Source organism: Pelotomaculum isophthalicicum JI (assembly GCF_029478095.1).
GTDB lineage: Bacteria > Bacillota > Desulfotomaculia > Desulfotomaculales > Pelotomaculaceae > Pelotomaculum_D > Pelotomaculum_D isophthalicicum.
The window spans coordinates 20,575-36,875 of record NZ_JAKOAV010000004.1; the positions used below are offsets into that span (position 1 = coordinate 20,575).

Consider the following 16,301-nt stretch of genomic DNA (forward strand, 5'->3'; position numbering starts at 1 on the left):
CTACAAAATAAATATTTTTATAATACTAGCACACAGAACCCAATTATTGCAACTGGATTTTCTGAATCTATTTATGAAGCGCTGTCAAGCAACGCGGTTTTAAATTCCCTTGTCAGGTTCTCCACCGCCGTTCCGGCGGCTTGAGAACTGCCGCTATCGGCTATTAATTTAACAATGGCGCTTCCCACCACGACAGCGTCGCAATACCTGGACATCCGCGCCCCTTGTTCCGGGTCCGCGATACCGAATCCTATGGCCAGGGGCAATGAGGTATGGCTGCGCACCCTGCCGGTAAAGCTTTCTATGTCAGTCCCGATTTCCTTCCTGGCGCCGGTTACTCCGGTTACCGAGACACAATAAACAAATCCCATCGCCTTTGAAGCTATCCGGCTTAATCTGCGATCAGTAGTGACAGGCGAAACAAGAGGAATAAGGTCTAATCCTTCCTTTATCGCCAGTTCCATCAACGGACCCGACTCTTCCAGCGGCAAATCAGGCACTATTAAGCCGCTTACACCCGCGGAAGCGGCTTCAGCTATGAACCTATCCAACCCAAATCTGTAAAAGGGGTTGCAGTAGCCCATTAATACTAGAGGAGCCCGGCAATTACTCTTAATCTTTTTTACCGTATCCAGGATTTTAGCTAACGTTGTCCCGGCGGCCAGAGCCCGGCTGGATGCCTGCTGGATCACCGGACCATCAGCCAAAGGATCGGAAAACGGCACTCCCAGTTCAATAATATCCGCTCCCGCCGCATCCATGCGCAGCGCCAAATCTACCGTACTGGACAGGTCAGGGTCACCGGCTGTGATAAAAGTAATCAAGCCTTTTTTTCCTTCTAACCGCAGCTTGTCAAGACATACTTCAATGATGCTGTTGCTGTTCATATGTTCACCCCCGGTTCCCCCGCTACGGCGGGTATATCCTTGTCTCCACGCCCGGAGAGGTTTATCACTATAATCTTTTCAGGTGGAAGTGACGGAGCCAGTTTGACGGCCTCGGCTATCGCGTGCGAGCTTTCAAGCGCCGGGATGATCCCGTCAGTGCGGCAAAGCAATTGAAAAGCCGCCAGCGCTTCCGTGTCGGTGGCCGTCGTGTAATTCACCCGCCCGGTATCTTTCAGATAAGCGTGCTCCGGCCCGACACCCGGGTAATCAAGCCCGGCGGCGATAGAATGAGGTATTGTTATTTGACCGTCATCATTTTGTAAAATGTAACTGTATGAGCCGTGCAGCACTCCGGGGCATCCCCGGTTGAGCGTGGCGGAGTGCTCTGCAGTGGCCAGCCCGTGCCCCGCGGCTTCAATCCCGATCAGTTTAACTTCTTGATCAGCAAGGAAAGAGTAAAAAATACCCATAGCGTTGCTGCCACCGCCGACACAGGCCAGGACATAATCAGGCAGCCGGCCGGCAGTTTCCAGCACCTGCCGCCTGGTCTCCTCCCCTATTACTGACTGGAAATCCCTGACCATTTGCGGATATGGATGCGGGCCGGCGACCGAGCCAATCAGGTAGTAAGTATCCCTAACATTGGTAACCCAGTCCCTGATGGTTTCATTCATCGCATCCTTCAGAGTCCTGCTGCCGCTTGTCACCGGAACAACCTCCGCGCCAAGCAGGCGCATCCGGAAAACATTGGGACTTTGCCGCCTGATATCTTCCTCTCCCATATAAATAGCACACTTTAAACCAAACAGGGCGGCAGCCGTAGCTGTAGCCACTCCGTGCTGGCCGGCGCCCGTTTCCGCGATTATCCTGTTCTTGCGCATCCGGCGGGCCAGGAGAATTTGACCGATCGCGTTATTGATCTTGTGCGCGCCGGTATGGTTCAGGTCTTCTCTCTTGAGGTATATTCTCGCGCCGCCACAGTGTCTGGTCAGTCCTTCCGCAAAATAGAGGGGGGAAGGCCGGCCCACATAATGTTTCAGGTATCCCTCCAGTTCCTTATGAAACTGAGGGTCCTCAATGGCATCCGCATAAGCTTTTTCCAGCTCTTCCAGAGCCGGCATCAATACCTCGGGAATAAAACGGCCGCCGTAAGCGCCGAAGTATCCACGTGTATCCGGTAAAGTAATGCAATTGTCTGCTAAGTCAGACGAATTCTTCATCATTCTGACGCCTCCTTAATTACAAACCCTCCCGGACTCGCCCGCCTTTCAGTTGATTTAAGCCGGCGCCGGGATCCGGGCTGCGCACCAGGGCCTCGCCTACCAGCGCGGCGTGCACCCCTTTTTCCCGCAGTTTTAGGATGTCCTGATAACTTTTAATGCCGCTTTCAGAAACAACTGTGATCTGGTTATTCGTTATCAGGCTTCTCAGTTTAAAAGTCACACTGAGGTCGGTTTCAAAGGTCTTAAGATTGCGGTTGTTGATGCCGATAATAGATGCGCCGGTCGACAAGACATTAATCAGTTCTAGTTCCGTATGCACCTCCACCAGGCAAGATAGTCCCAGTCCGGCGGCTATTTCCTGAAACTCTTCCAATTGATCCTGTTTGAGCGCCGCAGCAATCAAAAGTATGGCGTCAGCGCCAAGAACACGTGATTCATAAATCTGAAAGGGGTCAATGATAAAATCTTTTCGCAAAACCGGTATGCTCGTTACCTTTTTAACCAAAGTTAAATGAGACGGGTGACCGAGGAAAAATTTTTCCTCGGTTAACACAGATATAGCGGACGCACCCTCGCGTTCATACGACCGCGCCAACTGTTCGGGTTCGTACTGATGCCGGATAATGCCCTTTGATGGTGAAGCTTTTTTGGCTTCGGCGATTATCGCCACCTGCCCGGGCAGTCGCAAGGCGGGGCCAAAAGGGCGCGGCGCAGGCAACGTCGGAATTACCGTTTGTAATGCTTCTATTGGTGTTTTTTCTTTAAGCGCAGCCAGTTCCAGTTCCTTGCTGGCAATAATTTTTGATAAGATCACTGAAAGTCCACCTTTATAATTCAGGTATTCAGAATCCAGGAGTCAGTAGTCAGAATTCGTATATATTCAGTGAAACCGGTATTAAGGCATGGTGTTATCACCGCTTACTCCAATGCTCCGCGCCGACAGCACCACGGCTCGCTTCGGACCGAACTAGCGGCGCTGCAAAGGCGGCGATAGGCTGGTTATGGGAGAAGCCTGTTATCCACTAAACTAGTTGTGCTCAGATTCGTAACGCTGGTAGCCCGCTGGTTTCGCGCCGCAGTTCGGTTACCCTCGCTTCGCCGGGTACTGTTACCGGCGCTCCGCAAGTCGTTCGCTAACGATAACACCATGCCTCAGCCAAGTTTACTGAATAGTTCCCAGAATTCAAAAAATTATGAAACGATAAAGCAATAACTCACCATTTTCACCTATCTAATGATGAAGCGAAGCCTCATGTGTATTTGACTCCTGACTCCTGACTCCTGACTCCTGATAATATCGCTTCAGTTGCGAGTTAAAAAGTTCTGCAAAATTTTATGGCCATGCTCAGTTAAAATTGATTCCGGGTGAAACTGGACACCTTCCACAGCGTACTTGCGGTGGCGAATACCCATAACCTCGCCTTCCTCGGTCCACGCGGTAATTTCAAAGCATTCAGGCAAGCTTTCCCTTTCAACGATTAGAGAATGGTACCTGGTTGCGGTAAAAGGTGAAGGTATTTCGTGAAAAAGCGAACCGCCGTCATGATGGTGAATAGGCGATGTCTTTCCATGCATCAGCCGGCTCGCCCGCACCACTTTACCGCCGAAAGCCTGCCCGATAGCCTGGTGCCCGAGACAAACTCCTAAAATTGGGATAACGCCGGCGAAGCGTTCAATGACTGCTAGTGATATACCGGCTTCGTCAGGGGAACAGGGACCGGGAGAGATAATAATGTGTTCCGGGTCCATTTTCACAATTTCATCACAGGTGATCTGGTCGTTGCGGTAAACCCGGACGTCTTCACCAAGTTCACCCAAATACTGCACAAGATTATAAGTGAACGAATCATAATTATCAATCATTAAAACCATTTACCCAACCTCCCTGAGGGTATTTAACAGCGCGCCGGCCTTGTTTATTGTTTCCTCGTATTCTTTTTCCGGGTCTGAATCAGCTACTATCCCGGCGCCGGCCTGGACATAAGCGCAGCCGTCATGGATGACCATAGTCCTGATAGCGATTGCCGCGTCCAGGTTCCCGGTGAATCCCAGATATCCTACCGCGCCGGCGTAAATTCCCCTACCGTCGGGCTCCAACTCATCAATTATCTCCATAGCCCGCACCTTGGGCGCCCCTGTTACCGTGCCCGCCGGAAAACAAGCCCGCAATGCGTCATAACAATTATTGCCGGATGACATCCGCCCTTTCACATTTGATACTATGTGCATGACATGAGAGAATTTTTCGATTTCCATAAAACGCGGCAATTCTATGCTGCCCGGCTTGCATACCTTGCCCAAATCGTTGCGTCCGAGGTCTACCAGCATCAGGTGCTCGGCTTTCTCCTTCTCATCGCCCAGCAATTCCGCCGCAAGCGCCCCGTCAGTGTCCTTATCTTTGCCGCGGGGCCGGGTTCCGGCGATAGGGCATGTTTCGACAATACCGTCTTCCACTCTAACCAGCATTTCGGGTGAAGAACCAATCACCTGGTATGCGCCGAAGTCAAGATAATAAAGATATGGCGAGGGGTTAAGCGCCCTTAATTTCCGGTAAACATCAAACGGCTCCCCTTGAAAAGGGATCCGGAAACGCTGTGACAAAACCACCTGAATGATATCCCCCGCCTTGATGTATTCCTTCGCCCGCGCCACTCGTTCAATAAATTTTTCCCGGGTCATATTTTTTTCAAACGAAGATGTAGTAATGTTTTTGATTTGTTTGTTCTCAATCGAAACGTTGCTTTTAACCGCATTGATCACGCTCTGCAGTTGGTATTCAACATTATCATATGTTTTATCGGGTTTTTCTCCCGGTATGCTGTTTACGATGATTTTCAAGGTATGCTTGACATGATCGAAAATTAACACTGTACTGGCAAAGATAAAGCTGCTCTCCGGAAGATCGGGGATGTTTTCCCGGGTGATATTTATCTTTTCAAAATGCCGGACTATTCCGTAGCCCAGGTACCCCACCGCGCCGCCGAAAAAACGCGGCAGACCTCCCCCTTTATAGACGCGATAGCTGGAAACAAGCTGTTCCAGGCTTGTCAGGGGCGATCCAGTTACCTTTTTAACGTCGCAACCACTGGTTATCCGTGACTCGTCTCCACTGGAGGTAAAGCTGATGAAAGGATCGATACCGATAAATGAGTATCGGGCCAGGTTTTCACCGCCTTCCACGCTTTCCAGCAAATAAGCCGGGCCTTTCGGTGATATTTTCTTGAAAATGCTGATTGGTGTGTCCATATCAGCATTTATTTCATAACAAACCGGAATCAGGTCATAATTTTGGCTCAATAACAAGTATTCATGCCTGTTCGGGATGTTCAAATTATCTACCCCCTTGGAAAAAGCAAAAACCGGCACTCAAATGAGCACCGGTTAACTTTTCAAATTAAATACCCGCGACTCATCTCAGCTCAACTTGTCTTATTCTCAACTCATCTAAACTTAACTATAAGTAAAATTAGCACAGCGGAAACCTTGTGTCAAGCATTTTTTTACAACCGTTATTTAGGGTTTGATTTTGGTGCATGAGCCAAGTAGTTCATAATATAAATGCCTAACTTACTCAAGATACTTGACAATCGATTCACCCAGCTTGGCGATAAGAAAACCATATCCAAAAAATCTCAAGGTTTTACCAATAGTCAAGTAAGAGAAAACCTTTGCTGGCTTTTGCCGCAAAAAGCCGGAAACAATCACCAATATTCTGTAAGGGAAAACTGGAAACATTGAAGCTACCACGAGAGCTAGTGGCCCATATTTAGAGAAAATATCCATTCCCTTAACTATATTATTTCGAGGCACATATTTTTCAATCACTGCCTGCCCCAAATAATATGACACATAATATGTCACTCCCAGACCAAGAACACTACCCAATACGCAATAGGACGCATACGGCAATAATTTGTTATGACTTACAAGCAATATTGGGACAAAAGCAATCTCCGGCCCAACAGGCAATATGATTGCGTTACCAAAAGAAAGTACAAACAGAAATAAACCCTGGTCATGGTTTTGCAGCCATTCCAAAATACCCACAAAATTCACCTTTATGCATATTACGTTATCACCATATACACGCCCCAAATGCTTTTCTCACTTAACACTCGGAACGGCCCTGTGCCCAAGTCCGATAGCCACCTCGTCCAGGTGCAGCAAACCTACCCCGAAAAACACCGCCACACTAATATGATCATCTTTTCGTGCAATTCCGATTTTTCCGCCGACATTTAGCCCCATTGCCTTGGGTATCAGCTGCGACAGCGCTTCCCTGGCCGCGCCTGCCACCGCTCCCTCGTCAGCATGCAGCTCTTTGATCAAACCCTCACGTTTTGAAGCTACCACGGCCCGTTCAATCATTTTGTTAACAGATAAAACAAAATCCCCCCCGCAATCAACAGCCGCTGTTTTAATCCCTTCGTTTGAAAAGCGTGCCTTATACTCCTTTTCCTGTTCCCTGCTCTCGGTCATTGCCATTTCAATAGCTATTCGCGCTATTTTCCGGCTTCCGTGAAGGGTCATGGCAGGTACCTCCTGTTCTTAAAAAATACCTATCGTTATTTTAAGTTATATTTCCTTTCCATCCACAAACGGAATTCCTTCATTTCCTCATAAATCCTATAGAGAATTCTTTCAATATCATTGTGACTCAGTGACAACGAAGCAGGATCGAGAACTTCAATTTTTCTAAAATCTTCCCTGGCGATAAAACGAATGATATTTTCCAAACTATCAGCTTTTATTGTCAGCACCAGAGGGGCGTAAGCTATTTCCGCGTTGGCAATATCATCATAAACTGTGTAAACCTCCGTACTAACATCAATATCAATAATTTGAATTCCTTGCATAGGCACGTTGCGAAAAACGGCAAGCTGCTGCTCCCTGGACTCCTCCGCCGCTTTATCCGTGGCTTTTCCTCCGAATAAAAAGCGTCCGGTTTTTCCTGTGCCTTTAAAATCAAGGCGAACCTTGACAAGAATTCCATTTCTATCAACGATGCCATCCCCGCTTTGGACTTTTGACAAGGAAATCTCCTCCTGTTTCTTTGGGTGCGCGCATGGATTAGGTAATTCTACTCCAATAACTAAAATCCTTCTTAACAAAGGCAATCTTTGTAACTATAATCCATTTGCGGCAGCCATATCTATATATGAACATCCAGATTCTCTTTGTCAAGTCCAGCCAATTTTTTTAGTAATTCCAATTCTTTATCACTCAGGTTGCGGTATTGTCCCGGGTGCAGGCCATCCAGTTTGACATTGCCCACGCGTGTGCGCAGAAGCCTTAAGACAGGATGGCCGATGTGTTCACACATCCGCCTGACCTGGCGATTGCGGCCTTCGAAGAGGGTTATTTCCAGAAGCGCTTTTTCGTCCTTAACTCCAGCCAGGTTAACCCGTGCCGGCGCTGTAAGCCCGTCTTCAAGGAAAAGTCCCTTGGCCATTTGTTCCAACTTTTTTTGGGGGGGTACACCATCCACACGGACTAAGTAAGTTTTTTGCACATGGTGCTTGGGGTGAGTCAAAGCGTAGGTCAAGTCGCCGTCATTCGTAAGCAAGAGCAAACCTTCACTATTATAATCCAGTCTTCCGACCGGATAAACACGCCCATTAAAGCCATCAAGCAAATCGGTCACTTTTTTTCTGCCTTTTTCGTCATCTACAGTGCTGACATATCCCCTGGGTTTATACAACGCTAAATAGTATTTTTTTTCTGCAAGTAATAGTTTCTCGCCGGAAACTTCAATCCTGTCTTTTGCTGGGTCTATCCTGGTACCCAGTTCGGTGACAACTTTTCCGTTTACTTTAACCATGCCGGCGGCGATCATTCCTTCGCAACTTCTGCGGGATGCGACCCCGGCCCGCGCCATAACTTTTTGAAGACGCTCCAATAGATTCACCGTCCCGGCGGCAAAAAAATAAGAACACCTTAGATGTCCTTAAAAAAGTTTATATAATAAACTAAATTTTGTCAAATGATTAAATCTCCGATTATATAACCCGGTTTCACAGATTTTTTCCAACTAAGCTGGTACCGCTTAGATTCAACAAAATAGAAGAAGGCATGCTGTCTATACATATGACTTCCCCACCGGTAAGGTTTACCCAGTCCTTAAATGGCAGCCAGAAATTACAGTTGCAGTTCGACAAACAAAAGGGAGCCTCATTTAATTGGCATTCGGTATTATTTATCATAACCGTTTTATTCCCTTCTGTAAAACTAATTAACTGATTATTTATCTCAACTGTGGCAGTGCTTGTTCCCCCCTGCACCAACTTTATTTCAGGGGAGAGGTGTAGCAAATCACCTATTTGTTCCATTGAAATAAAAGAAGTACCATCTTTTTCTAATGCAACCAAATGTGTTTTTTCAATATTACTCTTCCAACATGAGCCTGGTTCTTTGATTAATACTGCCACGTCGATCTTTTTCAATATTTTTCTTTCACAAAGTTCGGCCCAAAGCCGGCGGCCATTCTCCTCTTCGTTTAAACCGGAATATATGATTATTGGATTTGGAAGATTATTGACAAACCTTAAATCCATCGTGCCATAACTCACGCTGGCGTCGGTACCCAAAGGAGTGTAGTGCACGGGAAGGTAGTGCGGGTGTCTTTCAAGTATCGTAAGGCCGGCATCTGTTGCCACCTGGTAAAGAACTGTGGAAGTACGGCAAACACCGCCGCCAACTGTTAAATTATCTAGAATATCGTAACCGGTGATAAAACCTTTTTGTGTTGTCCTTTCTCCGACAACTTCGTTAAATGAAAATTCTTGTTCAGGATTCAACACATAACCGTTGACATAATTTGCCGCCACACCGGCATTATAGACATTTGCATACTCACCATAAAACAATATCGAACTGAAAGATATCTTTTGGTTTAAGCATAAATCAGATTCAGAAAGCTCGCAGGGTCTAATATTTAAAGGAATGATCTTTAACGGGATTGATTTTGGATCAGGTAAATTCTCCGGCGCGCCAATCAGCAATGCTTGCATTCTTTCGTCCCAGCCAATCGAATAGCCTAATTCTTCCGCCACCCACTTGGCGGGGAGAAAGACCTGGTTGTCTTTAAGGACCGGGGCGACATCCATCTTATAGCTTTTTTCATTGACAAGAAGAGTATAGCTATTCACAACAAGTTTAATCTTTTTGTCAGCTGTGCGCAGTTCAACACTTTTACCGTAAGGATCCCAAATAACGTTTTTTTCGTCCAACTCCAAGGCATATGCAAGGTAACGCAAAGGTACTAAAACTCTATCCTGCACAGTAAACGGCGCCGCATCCATCTGAAAAACAGACCCGTTTAACATATAACCCTGACTGTTAGCCACAAAAACAGCTTGGTTTTTTGGCGCGGCGGATGCCATACCTATTGAAATAAACAGCAATGAAAGGCACATTAAAATAATTAGGCCACATCTTTTCATCAACATAATCCCCTTTTTGCGTCCTAGAGAACATTGGTCCCGCCACTATATTAATGACATGTTTCAAAGCTACATTTAATGGCCAAAACAGATTATATAACAAATGGTAAATACTGTAAATTAATTTTTTCTACCGGCTTTTTAAATTATTAATATATGGCGTTACTTATTACAGGAAAAAAGAGGATTATTAAAAAAATGTACGCACGATAAACACTGAAGCAACTAGTGTAGTCAGGTCGGAAATCAAGCCCAGAATAACCGAATACCGGTACTTTCTCACACCGACTGATCCGAAATATAGTGTTAGCACATAAAAAGTTGTGTCACAGCTGCCCTGCATGGTAGATACCAGTCTTCCCAGGAAACTGTCGGGACCGTATGTCTTAATAATATCCGATGCGATACCAAGCGCCGCTCCACCCGAAAGAGGGCGCATTATGGCATGTGGCAGAACCTCAGTCGGCAAACCGACAATGTTAAGCACGGGGGACAGCGTCTTAACCAGCACCTCCATCGCTCCCGACGCGCGAAAAATGCCTATCGCCACAAGCATTGCCACGAGATAGGGAATTGTTTTGATCGCTGTGGTAAAACCTGCTTCCGCTCCGTCCACGAAAGTTTCGTACACTTTAACCCGGCGCAAGGCGGCAACCAGGGGCACTACCAGCAAGACCACGGGTATGGCCCAGCGGGACAACTCGGAAATAATATCCAACATCCCACTATCCCCTTCTGTCCGTGTAAATGAACCGCAGCAGACGGTCAACAAAAACCGCCACTACCATACTGAATGCCGTTGCCATAATTGTCGGCCCGACAATATCTGTCGGGTCCGCCGAACCATACAAAAGACGAATGCCAATGATTGTGGTGGGAATGAGCGTGACACAGGAAGTATTCAGGGCCAGAAAAGTGCACATCGCTTCGGAAGCGGTGTCTTCCCGGCCGCGGTTTAGTTTTTGAAGCTCCCGCATGGCAATTAAACCCATAGGTGTCGCCGCATTGCCAAGACCAAGGATATTGGCGCTCAGATTCATGACGATGGCGCCCATGGCCGGATGGTCTTTCGGCACGCTGGGAAATAGAAACCGCATTACCGGCCGTACCAGCCGGGCCAGCATACGGATTAGCCCGGCCTCTTCGGCCAGCTTCATAATCCCCAGCCAAAATGTCATTATAGCGATAAGACTGATCGATATTTTAACAGCATCGTTGGCGCTGTCCAAGGCGGCCTTGGTTACTATTTCAATATTGCCATTTATTCCGGCCACTAAAATCCCCAAGATTATCATACCAAGCCAGACAAGATTTACCACGCCGCCACCTCCGCGCGAAAATGATATCTACAGTTACTTTATGACACGGAGTGGACAAATAGTACAAATAATGGAAGCCGGAATATCACATGCAGTAACCAGCCCTAAATAATTATACCGTTAATTATTTTGTTCATGTTTTTAACGGCGCACATCTTGCCGCACATGGTGCAAGTGTCCTTTTCCTCCGGCTGCGATTCAACCCGGTAAAGCCTGGCCTTTTCAGGGTCAATGGCAAGTTCAAACATCCGCTCCCAGTCAAGGTTGCGCCTGGCCGTGCTCATAGCGTCATCCCACATTCGCGCCCCTGGAATTCCTTTGGCTATATCGGCTGCATGAGCGGCAATCCGGGAGGCGATTATACCTTCCTTCATATCATCAAGTGTGGGCAGTCGCAGGTGCTCCGCCGGGGTCACATAACAAAGGAAGTCCGCGCCGGCGGCGGCGGCGATGGCCCCGCCAATGGCGCTGGTAATGTGGTCGTAGCCTGGAGCTATGTCTGTTACCAGCGGCCCCAGCACATAAAACGGCGCGCCGTGGCACAATTTCTTTTCCAGAAGCATATTCGGCAGAATTTCGTTTAACGCCATATGCCCCGGACCTTCGATCATTACCTGGACATCTTTTTCCCAGGCCGCTTTGGTCAGTTCACCAAGCACAATTAATTCCTGAACCTGGGCAGCGTCGGTCGCGTCCATCAGACTGCCCGGCCGGCAAGCGTCGCCCAGACTGAGCGTCACATCATAACTCCGGCATATATCCAGCAAGCCATCGTAATACTCATAAAAGGGGTTTTCACGATTGTTCAATTTCATCCAGGCGTAGAGAAGCGAGCCCCCCCGGGAGACAATATTGGTTAGTCTTTTGTTTTTCTCGAATCTCGCGGCGGCTTCCATGTTTAGCCCGGCGTGGATGGTCATAAAATCCACGCCGTCTTTGGCGTGCTGTTCAACCACGGCCAGGAATTCTTCGGCAGAGATCTCTTCCAATTCTTTGTCAAATAAATTTACAGCGTCGTATACCGGCACCGTACCGACGGCGGCCGGCGAAACATCAATAAGCCTGCGCCTGAATTCCGCCGTTTTTCCATAGCAGCTAAGGTCCATAATAGCATCGGCGCGTAGTTCTATTGCCCGCCTCACTTTTTCCAGTTCGGCTTCCATATCGCAGCAATCATTTGATACGCCGAGATTCACGTTAATCTTGGTCTTAAGGCCCTGGCCGATACCGCACGGGTCAAGGGAAGCATGGTTTTTATTGGCCGGTATGACTACTTTGCCCGCGGCAACCAGATCGCGCAAGGTTGAAACCTCCACGTGCTCTTTGTGGGCAACCGCCGCCATTTCATTTGTAATGATTCCTTTCCGGGCGGCATCCATTTGAGTTGCATAATCCATCGATTTAAACCTCCTTCTGTTTGAGGACTGCCCTGAGAGCGCGTACTTTTTCGGATATATTTTCAGCTCCCACGATCTCTGTAACCATAGCGATACATTTAGCGCCCCGGTGGTTCACTTCAGCCGCGTTATGCTCCTTTATCCCGCCGATGGCTACAAAAGGCAGCTTGACGTTCTTTACCACGTAATCCAGGTATGCCAAGCCTACCGGCGCACAGACATCCTTTTTAGTTCTGGTGGCGTAAATCGGGCCCACACCGATATAGTCAACCCGTGAATTTACCGCGGCCTCGGCCTGGGCCGGCGAATGGGTGGACAGTCCGATGATTATTCTCCCGCCAGTCAGTTCATGAACTTTATCAGGAGGTAAATCATCTTGCCCCAAATGCACGCCGTCCGCACCCACCATCATGGCCAGATCAACATGATCGTTTACAATAAAGGTTACCCCGGCATCTTCAGTCATCTTTCTGATAGCCAGGCACTCCTCGTATTTCTGACGCATGGTCTTTTCTTTCTCCCGGTACTGGATTACTTTAATCCCGGACTCAATCATCAAGCCGGCTACCTGGATATTGCTCCTGCCCAGGGAATATTCCTCAGCCGTTATCCCGTAAATATCCGCTTCCAAAAGGTTGTCCAAGCCGCGCTTGACAATCATCTCTTTCGCCTCTTTCAGGGATTTATTCACCGCCACGTTAAACCACCTGCCAGTCTTTGTACACCGGCTGATAGCCTTGAGCATACAACATGCCTGCCATCTCGGCGACACTGCGCCTGTCCGATATTTCAAACTGACCGGTGGATTGGGTGTTGGAACGGCCGCCCACCGCCGTACAGGAACCGGCGGACATTTTCGTGGCGCCCAGTTTGACCAGATGTTCGCGCAATTCCGCGCGTTCTCTTGTGGATATGGTAACTCCGCCTCTAGGCATAAATAATCTGTAAGCCAGCACATACTGGACCAAGTTTTTGTCGTTTACCGTGACGAAAGTCTGGAACTCACCAGGGTATGGCCTGATGCGCGGCGGCGAGATGCTTACTTCCACGGCAGGATACAGTCTTTGCAAATAGTTGGCGTGCAGGCCGGCAAAAAAAGCCTCCGAACGCCATTCGTGCAGCCCTAAAAGCGCCCCGACATTAACCGTTCTGATCCCGGCCCGGCAGGCCCGCTCAGGAGCTTCCAGCCTGTAGCGGTAGTTCCGTTTTGGCCCGGCCGGGTGGATTTCCGCGTAAACTTTCTCATTATATGCTTCCTGGTAAATGGTTAGCCCATCCACCCCGGCGGAAATCAGCTCAGCATATTCTTGTTCCTCCAGCGGATATATTTCTATGCTGATAGAGGTAAAGTATTTCTTCAGGACTTCAATGCATTCCCGGATATACTTAACCGGCGACTTTTTCCTCGATTCACCGGTGAGGATGAGGATGTGCTTCAGTCCGGTCGCGGCAATCATTTCAGCTTCCGCCTCTACTTCGTCGAGGGAGAGCTTTTTTCTTTCCAGCCCGCTGTGCACCCGGAAACCACAGTAAATACAATGGTTGACACAATAGTTGGCCAGGTATAGCGGAGTATAGAGCAGCATCACCTTCCCGAAATGCTGCACTGTTAGTCTGTGGGCCTTTTGGGCCATTTTTTCCAAATGACCCTCAGCCCTGGGGGATAACAATGTAAGGTAATCTATTTCAGTCAGACGGTTCTTCTCTAGTACTCTTTCCACGTCCTCATCACTGACACACTTGAAAAATCCATTAAAATCAAACTCTTCATAATTCTTGCGCGCGATATAAAAACTCATAAAATCATCTCTCTTCTTAATCACTCAAAAAGCCGGTAAGGGGCGAAGAAGCACTGGCGTACTGCCGCGTTGCGCCAAGCCCGGCCAGGTATGCCGTACGCCCAGCTTCAACAGCCAGGCCAAAAGCGCGGGCCATTGCCACCGGGTCGCCTGCCGTGGCAACAGCCGTGTTAACCAGCACCGCAGCCGCCCCCATCTCCATAGCTTCCGACGCTTCCGACGGGCGGCCAATCCCCGCGTCAACAATAACGGGCAACTGTATCTCTTCAATTAGGATCCGCACCAGTTCTCTTGTTTTTAAACCGCGATTGCTGCCGATGGGAGCGCCCAGAGGCATGACCGCCGCCGCGCCGGCTTCAACCAATTTCTTTGCCGCAACCAGATCCGGGCTCATGTATGGAAGAACCACAAACCCTTCGGCTGCCAGGATTTCTGTCGCCTTTATCGTTTCGAAGTTGTCCGGCAGCAAATACCTGTTGTCAGTGATCACTTCAATCTTTACCCAGTTGCCGTACCCCGCCGCCCGGGCCAGCCTGGCGATACGCACCGCTTCTCCGGCATTTCTCGCTCCGGATGTGTTAGGCATCATGATACAGTCGCCGGGAACAAACGAGGCGATGTTTTCCTCTTCACTACCTTGATCGACCCGCCTGAGCGCCACGGTGATCACTTGCGCGCCTGATGAACGTACGGCCTCGGGGATCAAGCTATTTGGAGAAAACTTGCCGGTTCCTAGAAATAACCGGCTGGTTAATTCCTGTCCTCCGATCCTTAAAACGTCTTCCACTATGTCAACCTCCCCCCACTAATCTCAAAATTTCCAACCGGTCATTTTCTTTTAAAAAGATATCCGGCCATAATTCACTTTTCACCAATTCATAATTGTATTCCACAATAATGGTGTCCGGGTTAATTTTTTTAAGAGAAATCAATCCTGCCACGGTAATACCCTCAGGTAAAATATCTTCTTTCCCGTTCAAAATTATCTTCACAACTTAACACCCCCATATAACAATAAAACTACTTACTCCGCAGGTAAGTAGTTTATTACTGTGCTAATCGAATACATACACAGCTTACGCTTCCCTACGACGGCATTACCCGCATCAGGTTCAAAGGGTTGAGAATACTCTCTCTCAGCCTTGCGGCACCCCTAGCAGCTATATTTAATTTTAGGATTTAGCAAATTATAGATTAAAGAATTACTTTTGTCAACCAATGAAAAGCAGGTGTTATTTAGAAAAATGATCATAACCGCCACGCCGCAGTGGAACAACCGCACCGTCGTCTTTTTCCAGAACGACTTCAGATAATCTGGTTATTACACCTACATGGTATACTTCAATTCCCGCCGCACTTGCAGCACTTTTCATTTTCTCCTGAGCATCCGGGCTAATTGTAAAAACCAGCTCAAAATCTTCACCGCCGAAAAGAGCCCAATTAACCGGGTCAAGCCCTGCGCAAGCGGCTACTTCCCTAACACGTGGGTCAACCGGCAGGCAAGTTTCCCTGATTAAACAACCAACACCACTGGATTTACATATTTCATGCATTTCACTGGCAAGACCGTCACTGATGTCGTTCATCGCAGTGACACCATAAGAGGCCAGAAAACTGCCCGCGTCCAACCTGGGCTTGGGAACGGCGTGCGCCAGCCGACAATAATCAACTGATCGCGGCGAACACTGCGAATCAGGGTTTTGATACAGGTAAAGGCCTGCCGCGGAGGCACCCAGTGTGCCGGTAACATAGATAGAATCCCCAGGACGCGCGCCGTCGCGATACACCGCCTTTCCCACCTCAACTTCGCCAAGCAAGGCTAAATTAAGCACCAGGCGCTCACGGTTGCTCACCGTATCTCCCCCAACGAGGTTGACCCCGTATTCCTGGGCAGCCTCCTTTAGACCCTGGTATAGTTCATTCATTACTGACGTATTCAATTGGGGAGGTATAGCCGCAGATATCAGCGCATGAGTTGGGCGGCCCCCCATAGCGGCGATATCGCTGACATTCACCGCCAGCAACTTCCCGCCTACTTGTCCTGGTGTACAGTAATCCAAAGAAAAATGTATTCCTTCCACCATCATATCTGTAGTAAACAGGAGCCATTTATCCCCGTTCACTGCAAGCACGGCGGTGTCGTCGCCCACTCCTTTGATAACTCCCGTTCCATAAGTGAAACCGCGAGTTAATATATCAATTAATCCGAATTCACCCAAATCAGATATACTCAT

Annotated in this window: 18 protein-coding genes and 1 riboswitch; all 18 genes read right to left on the bottom strand. The window is 48.3% G+C overall.

Features of this window, described 5'->3' with window-relative positions:
- Nucleotides 1–71 precede the first annotated feature (71 nt).
- Nucleotides 72–887 (bottom strand): tryptophan synthase subunit alpha, encoded by an 816-nt coding sequence (trpA, locus tag L7E55_RS03240; RefSeq protein ID WP_277442617.1) that lies wholly within the window; start codon nt 885–887, stop codon nt 72–74.
- Nucleotides 884–2,110 carry a tryptophan synthase subunit beta gene (gene trpB, locus L7E55_RS03245; protein WP_277442618.1) on the bottom strand — a complete coding sequence of 409 codons (1,227 nt, stop codon included), beginning with the start codon at nt 2,108–2,110 and terminating at the stop codon, nt 884–886. The genes trpA and trpB overlap by 4 nt, the downstream gene beginning before the upstream one ends.
- A 16-nt stretch (nt 2,111–2,126) precedes the next feature.
- A complete protein-coding gene (gene trpC, locus L7E55_RS03250; protein ID WP_277442619.1) occupies nt 2,127–2,924 on the bottom strand; it encodes an indole-3-glycerol phosphate synthase TrpC in 798 nt (265 codons plus the stop codon).
- A gap of 488 nt (nt 2,925–3,412) precedes the next feature.
- Nucleotides 3,413–3,982 carry an aminodeoxychorismate/anthranilate synthase component II gene (pabA, locus tag L7E55_RS03255; protein ID WP_277442621.1) on the bottom strand — a complete coding sequence of 190 codons (570 nt, stop codon included), beginning with the start codon at nt 3,980–3,982 and terminating at the stop codon, nt 3,413–3,415.
- Nucleotides 3,983–5,440 (bottom strand): anthranilate synthase component I, encoded by a 1,458-nt coding sequence (gene trpE, locus L7E55_RS03260; RefSeq protein WP_277442622.1) that lies wholly within the window; start codon nt 5,438–5,440, stop codon nt 3,983–3,985.
- Between the two features lie 237 nt (nt 5,441–5,677).
- Nucleotides 5,678–6,157 (bottom strand): YqaA family protein, encoded by a 480-nt coding sequence (locus L7E55_RS03265; RefSeq protein ID WP_277442623.1) that lies wholly within the window; start codon nt 6,155–6,157, stop codon nt 5,678–5,680.
- Between the two features lie 57 nt (nt 6,158–6,214).
- Nucleotides 6,215–6,640 carry a HutP family protein gene (locus tag L7E55_RS03270; protein ID WP_277442624.1) on the bottom strand — a complete coding sequence of 142 codons (426 nt, stop codon included), beginning with the start codon at nt 6,638–6,640 and terminating at the stop codon, nt 6,215–6,217.
- 35 nt (nt 6,641–6,675) lie between these two features.
- Nucleotides 6,676–7,143, bottom strand: coding sequence for a hypothetical protein (locus L7E55_RS03275; protein ID WP_277442625.1), 468 nt, complete (start codon nt 7,141–7,143; stop codon nt 6,676–6,678).
- A 119-nt stretch (nt 7,144–7,262) separates the two neighbouring features.
- On the bottom strand, nt 7,263–8,009 hold the full coding sequence (locus L7E55_RS03280) for a pseudouridine synthase (RefSeq protein ID WP_277442626.1): 747 nt from the start codon (nt 8,007–8,009) through the stop codon (nt 7,263–7,265).
- Nucleotides 8,010–8,124: 115 nt separating this feature from the next.
- Nucleotides 8,125–9,552 carry a VanW family protein gene (locus L7E55_RS03285; protein ID WP_277442628.1) on the bottom strand — a complete coding sequence of 476 codons (1,428 nt, stop codon included), beginning with the start codon at nt 9,550–9,552 and terminating at the stop codon, nt 8,125–8,127.
- A gap of 190 nt (nt 9,553–9,742) precedes the next feature.
- Entirely contained in the window at nt 9,743–10,273 is a 531-nt protein-coding gene (locus L7E55_RS03290; RefSeq protein ID WP_277442630.1) for a spore maturation protein, read from the bottom strand.
- A 4-nt stretch (nt 10,274–10,277) separates the two neighbouring features.
- The gene (locus L7E55_RS03295; RefSeq protein WP_277442631.1) at nt 10,278–10,871 is read right to left on the bottom strand and encodes a nucleoside recognition domain-containing protein; all 594 of its coding nucleotides are present in this window, start codon (nt 10,869–10,871) and stop codon (nt 10,278–10,280) included.
- Between the two features lie 104 nt (nt 10,872–10,975).
- The gene (gene thiC / locus L7E55_RS03300; RefSeq protein WP_277442632.1) at nt 10,976–12,268 is read right to left on the bottom strand and encodes a phosphomethylpyrimidine synthase ThiC; all 1,293 of its coding nucleotides are present in this window, start codon (nt 12,266–12,268) and stop codon (nt 10,976–10,978) included.
- Between the two features lie 4 nt (nt 12,269–12,272).
- Nucleotides 12,273–12,929, bottom strand: coding sequence for a thiamine phosphate synthase (gene thiE, locus L7E55_RS03305; protein ID WP_277442728.1), 657 nt, complete (start codon nt 12,927–12,929; stop codon nt 12,273–12,275).
- 37 nt (nt 12,930–12,966) lie between these two features.
- Nucleotides 12,967–14,067, bottom strand: coding sequence for a 2-iminoacetate synthase ThiH (gene thiH / locus L7E55_RS03310; protein WP_277442633.1), 1,101 nt, complete (start codon nt 14,065–14,067; stop codon nt 12,967–12,969).
- A gap of 16 nt (nt 14,068–14,083) precedes the next feature.
- Nucleotides 14,084–14,854, bottom strand: a complete 771-nt coding sequence (locus L7E55_RS03315) for a thiazole synthase (protein ID WP_277442634.1) — start codon at nt 14,852–14,854, stop codon at nt 14,084–14,086.
- Between the two features lie 4 nt (nt 14,855–14,858).
- On the bottom strand, nt 14,859–15,059 hold the full coding sequence (gene thiS / locus L7E55_RS03320) for a sulfur carrier protein ThiS (RefSeq protein ID WP_277442635.1): 201 nt from the start codon (nt 15,057–15,059) through the stop codon (nt 14,859–14,861).
- A gap of 74 nt (nt 15,060–15,133) precedes the next feature.
- A riboswitch (TPP riboswitch) is annotated at nt 15,134–15,232 on the bottom strand.
- Between the two features lie 67 nt (nt 15,233–15,299).
- Nucleotides 15,300–16,301 carry a thiamine-phosphate kinase gene (gene thiL / locus L7E55_RS03325; RefSeq protein WP_277442636.1) on the bottom strand — a complete coding sequence of 334 codons (1,002 nt, stop codon included), beginning with the start codon at nt 16,299–16,301 and terminating at the stop codon, nt 15,300–15,302.